The sequence below is a fragment of the Asticcacaulis sp. genome (genome assembly GCF_051956075.1).
In the GTDB taxonomy this organism is placed as follows: domain Bacteria; phylum Pseudomonadota; class Alphaproteobacteria; order Caulobacterales; family Caulobacteraceae; genus Asticcacaulis.
Map to the genome: position 1 here is coordinate 113,388 of NZ_JBQCGA010000043.1, position 15,385 is coordinate 128,772.

13 protein-coding genes, 1 tRNA gene and 1 pseudogene are annotated in these 15,385 nt (G+C 63.4%); 7 read left to right on the forward strand and 8 right to left on the reverse strand.

What is annotated here, in order from left to right; all coding sequences use genetic code 11:
• Window positions 1-84: 84 nt before the first annotated feature.
• Genes rnpA through yihA form a run of 3 tightly spaced genes read left to right on the forward strand, consistent with a single transcriptional unit; the run spans window position 85 to window position 2,965 of the window.
• Window positions 85-486, forward strand: coding sequence for a ribonuclease P protein component (gene rnpA, locus ACTHLA_RS11495; protein ID WP_440189050.1), 402 nt, complete (start codon window positions 85-87; stop codon window positions 484-486).
• Window positions 483-2,321: a membrane protein insertase YidC gene (gene yidC, locus ACTHLA_RS11500; RefSeq protein ID WP_440189053.1), complete on the forward strand. Its 1,839-nt coding sequence runs from the start codon at window positions 483-485 to the stop codon at window positions 2,319-2,321. The genes rnpA and yidC overlap by 4 nt, the downstream gene beginning before the upstream one ends.
• Window positions 2,318-2,965 (forward strand): ribosome biogenesis GTP-binding protein YihA/YsxC, encoded by a 648-nt coding sequence (yihA, locus tag ACTHLA_RS11505; protein ID WP_440189056.1) that lies wholly within the window; start codon window positions 2,318-2,320, stop codon window positions 2,963-2,965. Before yidC ends, yihA begins: the two co-directional genes overlap by 4 nt.
• A gap of 137 nt (window positions 2,966-3,102) precedes the next feature.
• On the opposite strand, the gene hisN is transcribed toward yihA, so the two are convergent.
• The 5 genes from hisN to ACTHLA_RS11530 all read right to left on the reverse strand — a co-directional run bounded on the left by hisN (window position 3,103) and on the right by ACTHLA_RS11530 (window position 8,308).
• Window positions 3,103-3,912, reverse strand: coding sequence for a histidinol-phosphatase (hisN, locus tag ACTHLA_RS11510; protein WP_440189059.1), 810 nt, complete (start codon window positions 3,910-3,912; stop codon window positions 3,103-3,105).
• Between the two features lie 55 nt (window positions 3,913-3,967).
• Window positions 3,968-4,351 carry a helix-turn-helix domain-containing protein gene (locus tag ACTHLA_RS11515; protein WP_440189062.1) on the reverse strand — a complete coding sequence of 128 codons (384 nt, stop codon included), beginning with the start codon at window positions 4,349-4,351 and terminating at the stop codon, window positions 3,968-3,970.
• A gap of 130 nt (window positions 4,352-4,481) precedes the next feature.
• Window positions 4,482-7,325 carry a M16 family metallopeptidase gene (locus ACTHLA_RS11520; RefSeq protein ID WP_440189065.1) on the reverse strand — a complete coding sequence of 948 codons (2,844 nt, stop codon included), beginning with the start codon at window positions 7,323-7,325 and terminating at the stop codon, window positions 4,482-4,484.
• A 133-nt stretch (window positions 7,326-7,458) separates the two neighbouring features.
• Entirely contained in the window at window positions 7,459-7,971 is a 513-nt protein-coding gene (gene rcdA, locus ACTHLA_RS11525) for a protease adaptor protein RcdA (protein WP_440189068.1), read from the reverse strand.
• A gap of 127 nt (window positions 7,972-8,098) precedes the next feature.
• Window positions 8,099-8,308, reverse strand: coding sequence for a DUF1192 domain-containing protein (locus tag ACTHLA_RS11530; protein WP_440189071.1), 210 nt, complete (start codon window positions 8,306-8,308; stop codon window positions 8,099-8,101).
• A gap of 118 nt (window positions 8,309-8,426) precedes the next feature.
• Between ACTHLA_RS11530 and ACTHLA_RS11535 the strand changes: the two genes are divergently transcribed.
• Window positions 8,427-9,404, forward strand: a complete 978-nt coding sequence (locus tag ACTHLA_RS11535; protein ID WP_440189074.1) for an NAD(P)H-quinone oxidoreductase — start codon at window positions 8,427-8,429, stop codon at window positions 9,402-9,404.
• Here the strand turns inward: ACTHLA_RS11535 and ACTHLA_RS11540 are convergent.
• Both ACTHLA_RS11540 and ACTHLA_RS11545 read right to left on the reverse strand, forming a co-directional pair.
• Entirely contained in the window at window positions 9,393-10,082 is a 690-nt protein-coding gene (locus tag ACTHLA_RS11540; RefSeq protein ID WP_440189077.1) for an NAD-dependent deacylase, read from the reverse strand. The two genes, ACTHLA_RS11535 and ACTHLA_RS11540, sit on opposite strands and share 12 nt — an antisense overlap.
• Window positions 10,082-11,863, reverse strand: coding sequence for a gamma-glutamyltransferase family protein (locus tag ACTHLA_RS11545; RefSeq protein WP_440189080.1), 1,782 nt, complete (start codon window positions 11,861-11,863; stop codon window positions 10,082-10,084). The genes ACTHLA_RS11540 and ACTHLA_RS11545 overlap by 1 nt, the downstream gene beginning before the upstream one ends.
• Before the next feature lie 185 nt (window positions 11,864-12,048).
• Here ACTHLA_RS11545 and ACTHLA_RS11550 point away from each other — a divergent pair.
• Window positions 12,049-12,125, forward strand: a tRNA-Arg gene (locus ACTHLA_RS11550).
• A gap of 398 nt (window positions 12,126-12,523) precedes the next feature.
• Here the strand turns inward: ACTHLA_RS11550 and ACTHLA_RS11555 are convergent.
• The gene (locus ACTHLA_RS11555) at window positions 12,524-13,849 is read right to left on the reverse strand and encodes an alpha-L-fucosidase (protein ID WP_440189083.1); all 1,326 of its coding nucleotides are present in this window, start codon (window positions 13,847-13,849) and stop codon (window positions 12,524-12,526) included.
• A gap of 264 nt (window positions 13,850-14,113) precedes the next feature.
• Here ACTHLA_RS11555 and ACTHLA_RS11560 point away from each other — a divergent pair, with 264 nt between their 5' ends.
• Both ACTHLA_RS11560 and ACTHLA_RS11565 read left to right on the forward strand, forming a co-directional pair.
• Window positions 14,114-15,103: an alpha/beta hydrolase gene (locus tag ACTHLA_RS11560; protein WP_440189086.1), complete on the forward strand. Its 990-nt coding sequence runs from the start codon at window positions 14,114-14,116 to the stop codon at window positions 15,101-15,103.
• A gap of 90 nt (window positions 15,104-15,193) precedes the next feature.
• A pseudogene (locus ACTHLA_RS11565) lies at window positions 15,194-15,385 on the forward strand (NPCBM/NEW2 domain-containing protein); the annotation flags it as partial.

Genomic DNA, 15,385 nt, shown 5'->3' on the forward strand with positions numbered 1-15,385 from the left:
CCGGCTTTTCACGGTTGTGATGACAGGAAGAGTCCCTATGTTGCGTAGGGGCTCTTTTTCTGTTTCCGGCTGGCCAATCCTCGCATGATTTCCCGCATCAAGGTCCGCAGCGACTTTCTGGCCGCGTCGAAGGCGCCGTGGCAGGCCCGTCCCGGCGTGGTCGTGCAGGCGCGCGACCGCAGCGACTCAGAGGCGATGCGCGCCGGATTCACCGCCACCAAAAAGGTCGGCAACGCCGTCATCCGAAACCGCGCCAAACGCCGCCTGCGCGAGGCCGCTGAAGTCCTGCTGCCGCTCTACGGCAAGCCGGGACACGACTATGTCTTCGTAGCGCGCGCAGGCACGACGACGCGCGACTGGCAGGCTTTACTTGACGATGTCAAAGCCGCCCTGTTAAGGCTCTCCCGCCCGCAAAGCCCACGCGACACCCGGCCCGGACCCGCTTCCGCGCCTTCCCAAGCTTCTCAGGAAAAAGCCGCTCCATGAATAAAGACGACAACAACAGGAATATGATCTTCTTCCTGATCGCCAGCATGGTGCTGCTTGCGGCTTACCAGTATTTCATCCTGACCCCGCAGCAGAAGAAGCAGCAGGCCGCCCAGGCCGCCGCCGCGTCGGCCTCGTCGAGCGCCTCCGCCGCCGGACTGCCGGTTCCGGGGCAGCCGATCGTGCTGCCGCGCGACAAGGCGCTGGCCCAGTCGCCGCGCGTCGCCATCGACACCCCGTCGCTGAAAGGCTCAATCGCGCTGGACGGCGCGCGCCTCGACGATCTCTATCTGGCCAAGTATCACGACACGGTCGATCCGACATCGCCGCTGGTCGAGCTGTTGAGCCCGCTGAACACCGCCCACCCCTATTACGCCGAGGCCGGTTATTTTGGCCAGAACGTGCCGAACCTGCCCGGCGCAGGCACGCAGTGGACGCTGGCCTCCGGCGATAAACTCTCGCCCGGTCATCCGGTGACGCTGGCCTATGACAACGGCGCCGGGCTGAAATTCCAGCGCAGCTACGCGATCGACGACAACTATATGATCACGGTGACCGACAGCGTCGCCAATGCGGGCGCGCAGGCGGTGCAGCTCCAGCCCTATGCCAGCGTTACGCGCGTCGGCATGCCGTCGGATGCGGGCCATGCCGGTTACGTGCTGGAAGGCACGATGGCGACCGTCTCTAAGGACGCGACCGACGCCAAGGCCGGTTATCACAGCCAGTCCAAGCACTATAAAGACCTGATCAAGACCAAGACCCCGCCGCAAGGCCAGTCGATGGGCGGATGGTACGCCATCACCGACAAGTACTGGATGACCTCGGTGATCCCGAACCAGTCGGAGCTTGTCAATTATTCGACCACGGCGACCACCCTGCCGGACAAGACGCCGGTGTTCCGCGCCGGTTATATCGACAACGCCATCACGGTTGCGCCGGGCGCGACCTGGACGTCGCAGAGCCATATCTTCGCGGGCGCCAAGCTGCACGACCAGCTCAACGCCTATCAGAAGTCGCTGAACCTGCCGCGCTTCGGCTATGCGCTCGACTGGGGGCATCTGGACTGGCTGACCATCCCCTTCTACCTGCTGCTGATCCAGCTCTATAAGTGGATCGGCAATTTCGGCTTCGCCATCCTGGCTCTGACCGTGGTGATCAAGATCATCTTCTACCCGCTGGCGCATCGCTCCTATGTGTCGATGATGAAGATGAAGCACGTTCAGCAGCACCTGCAACCCAAGCTCGACGCGATCAAGAAGCGCTATGCCGACGATCCGGCCAAGCAGCAGGAAGCGACGATGAAGCTGTATCAGGAGGAGAAGGTCAATCCGATGGCCGGTCTGTCGGGCTGTCTGCCGATGCTGCTGCAACTGCCGGTCTTTATCTGTCTGGTCAAGGTGTTGCAGATGTCGATCGAGCTGCGCCATGCGCCGTTCATCTTCTGGATCAAGGACCTGTCCGCGCCCGATCCGCTCACCATCGTCAACCTGTTCCATCTTTTCAAGTTCGATCCGGCGCATGTGCCGGTGATCGGCGGCTTCCTGAACGGGCCGCTGCATATCGGGCCGATCGCCATCCTCTACGGCGCCTCGATGTGGCTGAGCCAGCAGATGACCCCGACCACGGCGATGGACCCGAACCAGCGCATGATGATGGCCTTCATGCCGCTGATCATGGTCTTCTTCTTCTCGCAACTGGCCATCGGCCTGATGATCTACTATTTCTGGAACAACATCCTGACCATCCTGCAGCAATACAGCATCATGCGCAGGCTCAAGGTCGAGAACCCGGTCGATAACTTCTTCGCCAAGCTGACGCAAAAGAAGACAGCGTGACCGATCAACCTTACGACGACGAAACGCTGGAGGCCGCGCGGGTCTTGTTCGCCCGCCCGGTCGCCTTCGTTATGGGCGCCGCCGCGGTGGCGCAGCTTCCGGGCGACGACCTGCCTGAAGTGGCCTTTGCGGGCCGCTCCAATGTCGGCAAGTCGTCGCTGATCAACGCGCTTGTGGGCCAGAAGCATCTGGCGCGCGCCTCCAATGAGCCGGGTCGGACGCGCGAGCTGAACTTCTTTATCCTCAACTCGGCCCTGCATCTGGTCGATCTGCCCGGTTATGGCTGGGCCAAGGCGTCGAAGACGACGGTGAAGAAGTTCCAGAATCTCGGCCGCGACTATTTGCGCGGACGCGCCAACCTCAAGCGCGCCTATCTGCTGATCGACGCGCGGCATGGGCTGAAAGAGGTCGATAACGAGCCGATGGACGCGCTCGACAAGGCCGCGGTCAGCTATCAGATCGTGCTGACCAAGGCCGACAAGATCAAGCCTGCCGAGCTGGAGAAGGTGCTGGCCGCCACGCGCGAGGCGATCCGCAAACGTCCCGCCGCCCACCCGGTCGTGCTGGCCACCTCGTCGGAAAGCGGCTTCGGCATTCCCGAACTGCGCGCCGAGATCATGACCACCTGCGAGGTCAGGCCGTAAGCCGAATAGGCGAGAGCGCGGTGAGATGCGGTGAGGGCTCGCCCTTCCGATAGGGACGCCGACATGTATGAAGACACCCCACCACCACGCCCTTCGGGCGCGGTCCCCCTCCCCATCGAAGATGGGGAGGTATAATTTTATATTGCCGCCTTGCTCAGATGTTCTAGCGCTTGGTCCAGCAGTTCGCGCGAGGCGGCGGCGATGACCTGACCGGCTTCCGGGCCGACGGGTTCGCCCTTCCAGTCCGTGACCACGCCGCCGGCGTTTTCGATCACCGGGATGATGGCTTCGATGTCCCACGGTTTCAGGCCGGTTTCCAGCGCCATGTCCATCGTGCCCTGCGCCACCATGGCGAAGGCGTAGGCGTCGCAGCCATAGCGCGCCAGACGCGCGGCGCCGACCAGCGAAGCGTAGGCCTCGGCCTCGGCGCCCGCAAACAGGAAGGGGTCGGTGGTGGCCATGACGGCCTCGGCCAGCGGGGTCGGCTGGCGCACGCGCAAAGGCGTTGCGCCTTGCGGGGTGACAAGGCGCGCGCCGAGCGGCGAGCCGAGAAAAACTTCCTGCAGGACCGGCTGGGCGATGGCGCCCAAAACCGGGCGACCGCGATGGCGCAGGCCGATCAGGGTCGTCCACAAAGGCAGGCCGGAGATGAAGGCGCGCGTGCCGTCCACCGGGTCCAGCACCCAGACGAACTCGGCGTCGGGGCGGTCTTCGCCATATTCTTCGCCGATCACGCCATGATCGGGGAAGTCGCGTTTGATCAACGCCCGGATCGCGCGTTCGGCGCCCTTGTCGGCCTCGGTCACCGGATCGAAGCGCGACAGGTGTGCAAGCTTGTTGTCCGTCCCCAGTCCCGACTGGCGGAACAGGGGCAGGGCGGCCTTGGCGGCGGCGTCGGCGAGGGTCAGCGCAAAGGCTTCAAGCTGGGCGTAATCAGGTTGGGTCATGCCCCCGCATAGCCCGGATGGCGATGCGGGTCCAGCCTCCTCAGGTCCAGCCTCCTCAGGCGGCCTGTTCGTTATCGCCGTTCAGCGACTTGGCGAGGTCGAGCAGGCGACGGCGCGGACGCTCGGACAGGCGGTAATAGGCCTGGATCAGGTCCAGCGTCTCCTTACGCGAAAACACTTCGATGCCTTCGTTCTGGATGGCGGCCACATCGGTCGTGTCGTCGCTCAGGCCGTCATAGAAGTAGTTGATCGGCGTCTCCAGCGCCTTGGCGAGCTGGAACAGGCGCGCGGCGGAGATGCGGTTGGCGCCGCATTCGTACTTCTGAATCTGCTGGAAGCGGATGCCGACGGCCAGAGCCAGTTGCTGTTGCGTCAGGCCCAGAAGGCGGCGGCGGCGGCGCAGGCGCTTGCCCAGGTGCAGGTCGATGTCGGTGGCCATGTCTAAAAACCCCTGTAAGATGTGCCCCAATGTTCCAAAGCGGCCCAAACTGGGACAGCTCGCCTTACAGGTTTCAAAGCTCATGCCACACGCGAGACGCCGGGGCGCGCTTCCCCAGCGACGCGAAGCCTCAGGGCTTTGCGTCGGGCTTCGGCAGAACGCTGACGGTGATGGCCGCCGCGCCGGTCAGGTAGCGTTGCGCCTCGGCCTGCACATCGGCCTTGCTGACGGCGGCCAGCCTGTCGCGACGATGAAGGGCCGAGTCGAACAAGCGCGGATCATCCGCCAGGGTCGGCAACAGTCCAAGCCAGTAGTTATTGCTTTTCGGATCGTTGTCGATGCTTTCGAGCAAAGGTTTTTTGGCGCGCTCCATCTCGTCGTCACTGATCGGATGGTCGCGCAGATCGGCGGCGATATGATCAACCGCCTTGCGGAAGTCGGCCTCATGCCCGGCCTTGATGCTGGCCTGCGCCCAGACGAAACCGTAATGGTCGTTCACCTTCGACATCCAGTCATTGGCGCTGGCGTCATAGGCCTGTCCTTCCTGTTCGCGCACCTTAACGCGCAGACGTTCGTTCAGCACGGCGGTCAGGATCGCCTGAGTGCGGGTCTGGCGCAGGTTGGCGTAAAAGCCGGGCAGCGGCCAGATCACCTGCATGATCGCCTGATCGCTGCGGCCATTATGGTAGAAGGTGTAGGCTTTCTGCGCCGTTGGGAAATCCGTCTGGCGCGCGTCCGGGGCCTCGTTCGCCCTGGCGGGCCGTTGCGGCAGATTGGCGAAGGTGCGCCCGACCTGTGCGACCGCCGCCGCCTCATCGACGTCGCCGACAATGGTGATTTCGATCGGCGTGCCCGTCAGGGCCTTACGCCACATATCCTGGATGCGCGCGTAGTCAAGACCCGGCGCCGCATCGACAAGGGCGGTGTCGGCGCGATGGTCGCCGGGCGCGGTCACCTCGTGTATCCGGTCCGCCAGAACGCCTCCGGGGGTGGAGTCAACGGCCTGGCGCCGTTCGGGCACAAAGCTTAAAAAACGGTCCCAGGGCTGTCGCGACAGGGCTGGGTCTGTGGCGAAGGCCATCATGATCTGAAGTTCGGTCGTCAGGTCGGCGGCGTTGGTCGCGCCCGAAAGCGTCACCTTGTCCGGCAGGACGCCGCAGCCGACCGCGACCTGTTTTCCCGCCAGGGCGCGCGGCAGGGCTTCGGCCTTGATCCTGCCCAGTCCGCCGCCCATGAGGAAGTCGCAACCGAGCAGATAGAAGGGCGCGCTTGTTTTCGGGCTGTAAAGCAGGCCGCCGCCGGCGAAATCGACCTCGACCAGAACCTGACCGGCGGCCAGTTTCGTCGGTTTGACATTGAGCTTGACGCCGTTGGGGAAGACGTAGCGGCGATAGCCGAATTCAGGAACGTCGCGCTGACTGACCGGCGCGACAGCCGGGCCGAAATCCATATAGGGCCAGGGCGTGACCGGGGCGTCGGCGAATCCGGTCAGCTTGCGCGCATTCGCGTCCAGATAGGCGGCTTTCATGGCCGCCGCGTCGAAATCGGACGGTTTGTCGCCTGAATGCGACAGCACCGGACCATCGCCGCTGAACAGGAAGCGGGCGCGCGCGTTGATCTCGGCGGCGTTCAGATTGTAAATGTCCTGTCGCATGATTTTCAGATTGTAGTCGAGCGGAGTCGGCACGCCGTCCGTGTCGATATCGTTGATGAGTCTTGCGGCGATGTCGCCATCGCTTCGCGTCGCATAGCTGGCGGCGTAGGTGGTCAGGCCATTGTTCAGATAGCTGCGCAGCGCCGCGATCTCGTCCGGCGTCACGCCCGTATCGAGGAACTGGCGCAGCGCGTCATAGGCCTGATCGAACGCGGCCTTGTCCTGACCGGGTTTGGGAATAATGGACAGGCTGCCCGCCTGCGCCGTATGCGGAACCGCGTAGCTGACCACGCTGGCGGACAGAAAGGCGCAACCGGGTTGCTGAGCCAGACGGTTCAGGCGCAGGTCGAGCGCGATGACCGCCGTGCCGCTGAGCAAGTCGTCATGATCGCGGGCCCATGTGCCGGTGCGCGTATCGGCGGGGCGGAACCAGGTCAGGCCCATTTCCTCGATCAGGCCGTTGTCGACATCGTTGAACGTGGTCAGGCCCTTGTTGCGGTAGAGGCCGTAATCGACAGGCGTCGGCGCCGGACCTTCGGCGCGCCAGTCGCCAAAGCTTTCACGGATGCGCGCCTCCACCTGTGCGGGGTCGAGATCGCCGACCACGATAATCGTCGTCGTTTCGGGGCGATACCAACGATGGTAAAACCGGCGCAACCTGTCAGAGGTAACGGCCTTGATGTCGTCTGTCTTGCCGATCGGGAAGGCGAAATCGGCATAGGGCTGTCCCGCGTACACCTGAGCGTTCCAGAGGCGCGTCCGGTTCAACAGAGCATTGGCGCCTATCCGCTCCTCGCCGAGAATGACATCGCGTTCGCGCGCCACGGCTTCGGGCTGCAACAACAGGTTGCTCGCCGTTTCGCGCATCATGAACAGGGCGGCGTCGAGTGAGTCCGCATCGGCCCTGGGCAGGTCCAGAACGTAATCGGTCTTCTGATCCATGGTGAAGGCGTTGGCGTCGGCGCCGAAACGAAAACCATGCCGTTGCAGATATGGCACAAGCTGATCTTCGGGCATGTGGGTCGAGCCGTTGAACGCCATATGCTCAAGATAATGCGCGATGCCTTGTTCGCCGGGCGTCTCCATCAGCGATCCGACCGCGACGCGCATCTGGACCGTGGCCGTGCCTGACGGCGTAGCATTATGGACGATGATATAGCTCAGGCCGTTGGGCAGGCGTCCAGAATGGACGGCGGGGTCCAGAGGTTCGTCGCTAATCGCCCAGGGAAAGGCCGTCGGCGCCTGCGAGGTCGCGCACAGGGCTGGCGCTGCGACCAGCCACAGCAGAATAACGCCCAGACTCCGGAGCCGCAACGTCATGATAGTCCCCCCAAACGCACGACCTCAGATTGGCCTGCTCTACGCCAAGCTGTAGCGACGGAGGGATTCCTGTCAATGCTTTTCGGGCAAACGGCAACCTAAGGCCGTATCGCGCCGCCGGACGGCGGCAGCCTTATTCGCCGCCGAAGGCGGTTTGCAGCATTTGCAACTGGCTCATGACCGGGTTGATGTCGGCTTCGACGACCTCGCCTTCGGCGAACATGCGGCGGTCCATGTGCGAGATGCGCTCATAGAGGCGGTTGGAGCGGTCGAGCAGGTTCAGGAGGCCCTCCGGCAGGGTGGCGCCCGCTTCGCCCGCTTCGCCGCGCACCGCCGCCAGGCGGTATTTATCGTCGCAGGCGTCCTGCGCCTCCATATCGCCTTCGCGCACCGCGCGCTGCACCAGCAGCCACGAGGCGATCTGCATCAGGCGCGTGGTCAGGCGCATGCTTTCGCCCGCATACAAAAGCGCGTCTTCGCGGCTCAGCAGGCGTGAATCGCGGCGTCCGTCGCCGTCGAGATAGGCCGCCGTCTCCTCCACCAGCGCCATGCCTTCGCGGAAGGTGCGATCGAACAGGTCTGAGGCGGCGAAGTCGCGCACCAGATGCACGCGGGCGTTAAGCGGGGAAAGGTTGCTGTCGGACATCAAACGGGCCTTGTGCTAAATCGGTCAGGTTCGCCTTACGACCCGCATCGGCGTGTCATCGTGGAAACCTCAGAACGGCATGTGCAACGCCTGTGCCATCATGAGGCGGCATTATGGTTAGAAAGGCTTAACTACCCTTAAAGGAGAAAAGCGCGTCGGCGGCGGAGCGCCGGTGGGTCTTGGAGTCCATCGCGGCGCGGCTGCGGGCGATTTCGGCTTCCAGCATCTCGATGCGCAGGCGCAAATCCTCGACGCTGTAGGGGTCGAGATCCTCACGCACCACGGCGAACAGGGCGCTGTCGCGGCCGATCCTGGTCGGCAGGTCGTCTTCCACCATCCCCCAAATCTCCCTTTATGGCTCCGCTCAGGGCTGGACACGGGCCGCCGGAACGGACCATGTTCAAGGGCGGCATGAAACGCCTGTCAGGCGAAGAAAGCAAGGAAAACGAATCAGCATGAAGGCCATCTCTGTTCATAATAGCGGGGACAAACCGGACGACCTGTATCGGGTTGACGCACCCGAACCGGAGGTTCTTCCCGGCCATGTCCTGATCCGCACGCGCTTTGCGGGGGTCAACCGGCCCGATATTCTGCAACGGCGCGGGCTTTATCCGCCGCCGCCGGGCGCGTCGCCGATTCTGGGGCTGGAGGTGGCGGGCGTGATTGAGCGGGGCGTCCCCGGCTGGCCGGAAGGCATGGCGGTCTGCGCCCTGGTCAATGGCGGCGGCTATGCGGAGCGGGTCAGCGTCGATGCGCGTCATCTGCTGCCGATCCCGAAAGGGCTGTCTTTGGCCGAGGCGGCGTCGCTGCCGGAGAATGTGCTGACCGTTTATGCGAACCTCATTGAGCATGGCGGTTTGCAGGCGGGCGAGACGGTGCTGGTTCACGGCGGCAATTCCGGCATCGGGGCGATGACGATCCAGATGGCGAAGGCCATTTTTAACGATAGGGGCGGCGCATATGTCATAGCGACGGCGCGCGGGGCGGCAAAATGCGCCTATGCCCGGGGCTTGGGCGCGGACCTCGTCATCGACAGCGAGGCGCAGGACTTCGTCGAGCCGGTCAAGGCGGCGGGCGGGGCCGATGTCGTGCTGGACATTGTCGGCGGCGATTTCGTCGCGAAGAACCTTGCCTGCCTGAAGATGAAGGGGCGGATCGTGCAGGTCGGTTTTGGCAAGTCATCGACGGTCGAGATCGACCTGCGCCGCATCATGGCCAGGCAGGCGGTGCTGACCGGCTCGATGCTGCGTCCGCGTTCGCCTGACGAAAAGGCGCGGCTGACTGAGGCGGTGCGGATGCGGGTCTGGCCGCTGATCGAACGCGGCCTGATCAAGCCCATACTGGCGAAGACGGTTCCGTTTTCTCAGGCCGCCGAGGCGCACCGCTGGATGGACGCCGGCGATCACTGCGGCAAGGTTGTGTTAGAAGTGTAACAACCGCTCGACAAAGGCCGGAACCATCTCGGTGGCGGGGCCGTGGAGGCGTTCGGCGAACAGGTCGTGGCCGAGCGACGGTTCGAGGTTCAACTCGACCGTATGCGCTCCGGCGCGGCGCGCGGTCTGAACGAAGCCCGCCGCCGGATAGACATTGCCTGACGTGCCGATGGAGACGAACAGCTCACATTGTGAGAGGGCGCGCTCGATCTCCGTCATGCGCAGCGGCATTTCGCCGAACCAGACGATGTGTGGGCGCAACGGGCCGTCGGCGGGCAGGTCGGTCTGCCAGTCGATGACCTCGCCGGTGTCGCTATGACGCGCCTTCAAAAGCTCGCCGTGCATGTGGATCAGCTTAAACCCCGGCTTTGGCGGCAGGTCGGCGTGGGCGCGGTCGTGCAGGTCATCGACATTCTGCGTCACCAGCAGCAGGTCGCCGTCCCATGTCGCGGCCAGCCTGGCCAGCGCCCTGTGCGCGGCGTTGGGCTGTACCTCGCGCAACTGGCGGCGGCGCTGGTTGTAGAAGTCCTGCACCAGAGCGGGGTTCGTCTCATAGCCTTCCGGCGTCGCGACGTCCTCGACGCGGTGGCCGCACCACAGGCCGTCGGAAGCGCGAAAGGTCGGCACGCCGGACTCGGCGGAAATGCCTGCGCCGGTCAGGATGACGAGGTTGCGCATTACTTCGCGGTTTGAGCGTGATCTCCGACCAGAACCACGCCTTCGCGGCGCGGATCGGTGCCGCCGTCATAGCGTCCGTTCTTCAGAATGAAGCCGTTCAGGCCGGATTCCTCGCCCGACACGGCGGTCAAGTTATAGCCCATCTTCGTCAGACCGTCCCAGACGGCGGGCTCCATGCGCGCCTTTTCGACGCGGATCATGTCGCCGCGCGCAATGACATTGGGCAGGTCGATCGCCTGTTGCATGGAAAGGCCCCAGTCCAGCACGCCGATCAGGGTCTTGAGATTATAGGCGATGATCGACAGCCCGCCGGGTGAGCCGACGGCGCCGACCACATGGCCCTTCTGGTCGAAAATGACCACCGGCGCCATGGACGAGCGCGGATGCTTGCCCGGCGCGACGGCATTGGCGACCGGCTGGCCGTCCGGCAGTTTCGGCGTGAACGAAAAGTCGGTGAGCTGGTTGTTGAGGAAGAAGCCATCGACCATGCGCCCCGAACCGAACAGGCTTTCGACCGTGGTGGTCATGCTGACCACATTGCCGAAGGTGTCGCGGATGACATAATGGGTTGTGCCGCCCGGCTCGATGGTGGCGTCGGCGGCGGGCGTCGGCGCGAACACCGGCAACTGGCCCGGCTGCGGCGCGGGCGATGGCGTTCCCACCTTGACCGTGGCGGCGCGCGACATGGTGTAATTGCTGTTGAGATAGCCGTTGATCTGTTTGGCGAACAGGGCGGTGTCGCCCTCATAGCGGTCGCGGTCGGCGTACATCAGCCGCTCGACCTCGATCAAAGCCGCCCAGCCGCGCGGATCGTGAACGCCGTATTTGGCCAGCGGCAGGTTCTCGGCGATGCGCAGGCCCTGCAACAGGGCCGGACCGCCTGACGGCGTGTTGTTGGTGCAGACAATGTACTGATGATAGGGCGCGCACAAAGGCTTGCCGTGATAGTCATCGGTCTGGACGTAAGGCTTGGCGGTGGTCGCGATCACCTTATAATTGGCGATGTCGTCCGTGGTCATCGAACCGGGGATCGGCTCCTGATGCGTCTTATTGACGATGTCCTGCGCGATCTTGCCGTAACGCAGAGCGTCGGAGCGTTGGGCGGCGATGGCCTTGATGGTGGCGGCGTAGTCGGGGTTCTTTTTAATATCCCCGGCGTGAACGAGGCCGCCCTTGCCATCGCTGAAATAGGCCAGCACGTCGGGCGCGTCGCGTTCGGGATAGGTGGCGTTTTCGGTGTGCAGATCCTTGTCGATGCGCGGCGTGATGACGAATCCATCCGTGGCGGCCTTTTCGGCGTCGCCGAACAGGCTGCTCCAGGCCAGCTTGCCGTGGTCCTTTTGCGCGCGGTCGAGCATGAAGATGGCCCCCGGCACGCCGGTCGAGCGCCCGGACAGCACGGCCTGTTTGAAGGTCATGGGCGTGGTGGCGTCCTGCATGAACATGTCGGGCGTCGCGCCCATAGGGGCGACTTCGCGGCCATTATAGTCGGTCAGCTCGCCGGTCTTGGCGTCGTAATAGAGCATGAAGGCTCCGCCCGACAGGCTGGAGCTTTGCGGCTCGATCAGGGCCAGCATGGCCTGCACCGCCACCGCCGCGTCCGCCGCCGTGCCGCCGCGCTTCAGCACCTCCATGCCCGCCTTCGCCGCCTCGGGCTCCGCTGCGACGATCAAAGGCTTGACCGGCCCCAGCTTCACGGCCTCCTTGGCGTGGACGGGCGCCGCGATCAGAAGCGCCGTTATGGACACCGCCGCCAGAGATTTGAGGGACAGGTGGATCATGGCGGCGCTCCTAGGGCTGATACAATGTACAGGTCATATAACTACTGAGCCCAGGCGTGCAGAGACTATCAACAAAAAAACGCGGCGCGCCGAAAAAAATGTAAAAGCGGCCTTGCCTTTGCCCAAGAGGTCAACTAAACGTCCCCACCTCGCCGCCGGGGCTTCCGGCAGCGCTGAAACGGTCAGCACTCGTAGCTCAGCTGGATAGAGCATCAGACTACGAATCTGAGGGTCGGGCGTTCGAATCGCTCCGAGTGCGCCATTTCCACGAAAGACAGGCTCCCCGCGGGGAGCCTTTTCTTTTAACGGTGTCCGACGATTGCCTTGATCGTTATCTCGACCGCCATCCTGAACCCATCAAGAAGCAAAGGTGTGGCGCACATCATGCAACCGAAAGTCTTTGATGCCGCAGGCTTTTAAGGCTGTGTGAAAGGCTTTCTTGAGATCGTGATAGCGTGCGTCATCAGGCTTGCAGAACAGATATCTCTGTTATTCGGACCTGGGAAAGCCTCTGCCGCCTTACATGGCCATGCGCTCTCTGTTTCCGGGCAGCAGACAGCGGGCAGTCTTAACTGAGGTCGGACAATCTGAAGGCCACGCCGCGGAAGGCGCGAGCTAAGACCCGGAACTCGCCCGTGGTTACGGCGGACGAGTTGGGCCTCAGGCCAGGCGTAGTTCGATTACGGTGACGGCGCTGCCGCGTGCATTTGCTGGCACGGAAAGCCTGACGCCGTGGATGTCGGCGCTCCATTGCACCGAGTCGCCAGACAGGTTGCTGGCGCTGATGACGCTGGCGGGCAAGGGCGGCAGGGTGAGGACGTCATCGGGCCAGCCGACAATATGGATAAAGACGCTGTCGCCGGACATGGTGGCGCCATAGACGCCGTCCACCGGTTGCAGGGGGCCGGGGCGCGTGCCGTAAACGGCGCGGTTATGACGGTGCAGCCACTGTCCGACCTCTTTCAGCGTCTCGGCCTGTTTCGGCGGGATGACGCCGTCGCGGTCAGGACCGAGATTGGCGAGGACATTGCCGTTGCGCACAACAGCGTCGGAAACCAGCCGCACGACCTGATCGGCGGTCATGACGTGGTCTTCCGGCGTATAGCCCCAGGCACCTTCATTGATCGAGAAGGTTTTTTCCCATGGGCGGGCGCGGATCGGGCCGGAGATCGGGCCGGGGCCTTCGGCGACATCATAGTCGCCCTGCCAGCCGGAACGCGGATTGATGACGATGTCCGGCTGATATTTACGCACCATGCGGTTCAGCTTGTCTGGCTGCCAGAACCAGGCGGCGTCGGCGTCCGTGCCCGTGGGCGCCAGCCAGCCGCCATCCCACCACAGAATGTCGATATGGCCGTAATTGCGCATCAGTTCTTCGACCTGAGCATAGGTCTGGCGTTTGAGCAGGGCGGCGTTTTCGGGCATTTCTTTCGGGTGGAAATAGGCCGGGAAGCGCCAGTCGAGCGGTGAATAATAGAGGCCGACGCGCAGGCCTTCGCGGCGAACAGCGCGGACATAGGGCGCGATGAAGTCGCGGTGCGCCGCCGAATGCATCGCGTCGAAATGACGGTAGCTGGCCGGGCTGTTCCACATGGCGAAGCCGTCATGGTGGCGGGCGGTCATCACCATGTAGCGCGCGCCGCCCAGCTTCGCCAGTTTCGCCCACGCGTCGGGGTCGTAGTGGCGCGGATGGAACTGCTGCGCCAGTTTCGCATAATCCTCCGCCGACACCTTATCGTTGAACATGTGCCATTCGCCCTTGGCCGGAATGGCGTACAGCCCCCAATGGATGAAGACGCCGAACTTGGCGTCGCGCCACCAGGCCATCTCCCTGTCCGGCAGCAGCAGGTCCGGGGCCAGGGTCGGGTCGGCATTGGCCGCTTTCAACGCGGATCTCTGTTCATCGGTCAGGGGCTGCGCCCTCAGCGGCGACGACGCGAACGGCGCGGCCAGGGCTGCGGCGAGCAGCTTGCGGCGATCAAGCATTGGGTGTCCTCCTGTTGGGGGGAGAGTATGGAGCAAGCGTTGAAATTTCAAGTGTGATTTACGCATTTAAATACGAAAAAATCTTGGCGTATCGGAGCCCATCTGCTGCCATTTTCCAGAGGCCAGTTTCCGCGAGAATGGCGCTTCATATGAAATGATATTTTATATAAAAAATGATGACCTTTTGTAAGGAGGCACTATATGTACGATAAAACCCGGCGACGAATGATGGATGTATGTCGGGGTCGGACCAAGGAGACGTTCATGAGCCTGTCACGCCGTAATCTCGTTCAACTCCCGTTTTTCATGGCGGGCGCGTCTGCGCTTGGCTTGGGCGCGTCTGCGCCCGCCCTGGCTGAGTCGCAAGAGAGCGATGCTCATGAGGTCATTGATCTCTGGCCGCATCCCCCCGCCGGCGCGCTCCATCCCGACATGGCCGAAATCGTCGAGCAGACCTCGACAAGCCCTAACTACAGCAGCCGTCGCATGAAGGGCATAAGCCGACCGCGTATGCAGGTGTATCCGGCGCAACAGCCGAACGGATCGGCCATGCTGATCATTCCCGGCGGCGGCTTTGAGTGGAACTATTTCGACCATGAAGGCGTTCATATCGCTGACATCTTAAACCGCGCCGGAATCACCTGTTTCATCCTGTTTTATCGGCTTGCGCTTGACGGCTGGAAAGATCCGGCCAGCGTCGGTCCCGCCGACGCGCAACGCGCCATGCGCGTCATCCGCGCCAATGCCAAACGTCTTCAACTCGATCCGGCGCGCATCGGCGTCATGGGCTTCAGCGCGGGCGGTTTCCTGACGACGACCATGGCCACGCGCTACGCCACGCCGTTTTACGCGCCGGTTGACGCGACCGACCAACTCAGCCCGCAGCCCTTCCTGACGGCGCCGATCTATCCGGTGCAAAGCGTCGATCCGGCCTATGCCTATGGCGGTGTGGCGCCCGCCTTGTTCGGCGGAACGCCGACGCCTGAGCAGATTCGCCAGTGGTCGCCGGACCTCAATGTGACGCCGCAGGCCGCGCCGACCTTCCTCGTTCACGCCGAGGACGACACCACCGTGCCGGTCGCCAATACGGTGCGGTTACGCGATGCGATGGCCGTGGCCAAGGTCACCGTGGAGACGCATCTCCTGGCGCACGGTGGGCACGGTTTCGGCATCGGCTGGCGGCAGGGCTTCCCCGATGGCCTGTGGCTGCCCCTGTTCCTGAACTTCGCGCGCGAGGCAAAACTGTTCGCATAGCCTCGGACGGAAAGCGGTTGCGCGCCGCGTCGGCTTGCGGCTAAATGATGATAATAATATTTGTCCTACAATAAAGACTTGGGAGGCGTCATGAAACTCGGTATTCAGGCGATGGCGTTCAGCGCTGCTCTGATCGCGGCTTGCAGCGCAGGGGCTCAGGCCGCCACCGATCCGCTGGCGCCGACCGGGCGCTGGAGCGCGATGACGGCGGGCGAGGCGGCGACGCCGCCTATGGGCTGGAATAGCTGGAACGCCTTTCACACCGATCTCACCGAGGACAAG

Coding starts and splice junctions, on each gene's coding strand:
- rnpA (WP_440189050.1), top strand. CDS start 85: ATGATTTCCCGCATCAAGGTCCGCAGCGACTTTCTGGCCGCGTCGAAG.
- yidC (WP_440189053.1), top strand. CDS start 483: ATGAATAAAGACGACAACAACAGGAATATGATCTTCTTCCTGATCGCC.
- hisN (WP_440189059.1), bottom strand. CDS start 3,912: ATGACCCAACCTGATTACGCCCAGCTTGAAGCCTTTGCGCTGACCCTC.
- ACTHLA_RS11515 (WP_440189062.1), bottom strand. CDS start 4,351: ATGGCCACCGACATCGACCTGCACCTGGGCAAGCGCCTGCGCCGCCGC.
- ACTHLA_RS11520 (WP_440189065.1), bottom strand. CDS start 7,325: ATGACGTTGCGGCTCCGGAGTCTGGGCGTTATTCTGCTGTGGCTGGTC.
- rcdA (WP_440189068.1), bottom strand. CDS start 7,971: ATGTCCGACAGCAACCTTTCCCCGCTTAACGCCCGCGTGCATCTGGTG.
- ACTHLA_RS11530 (WP_440189071.1), bottom strand. CDS start 8,308: ATGGTGGAAGACGACCTGCCGACCAGGATCGGCCGCGACAGCGCCCTG.
- ACTHLA_RS11535 (WP_440189074.1), top strand. CDS start 8,427: ATGAAGGCCATCTCTGTTCATAATAGCGGGGACAAACCGGACGACCTG.
- ACTHLA_RS11540 (WP_440189077.1), bottom strand. CDS start 10,082: ATGCGCAACCTCGTCATCCTGACCGGCGCAGGCATTTCCGCCGAGTCC.
- ACTHLA_RS11545 (WP_440189080.1), bottom strand. CDS start 11,863: ATGATCCACCTGTCCCTCAAATCTCTGGCGGCGGTGTCCATAACGGCG.
- ACTHLA_RS11555 (WP_440189083.1), bottom strand. CDS start 13,849: ATGCTTGATCGCCGCAAGCTGCTCGCCGCAGCCCTGGCCGCGCCGTTC.
- ACTHLA_RS11560 (WP_440189086.1), top strand. CDS start 14,114: ATGAGCCTGTCACGCCGTAATCTCGTTCAACTCCCGTTTTTCATGGCG.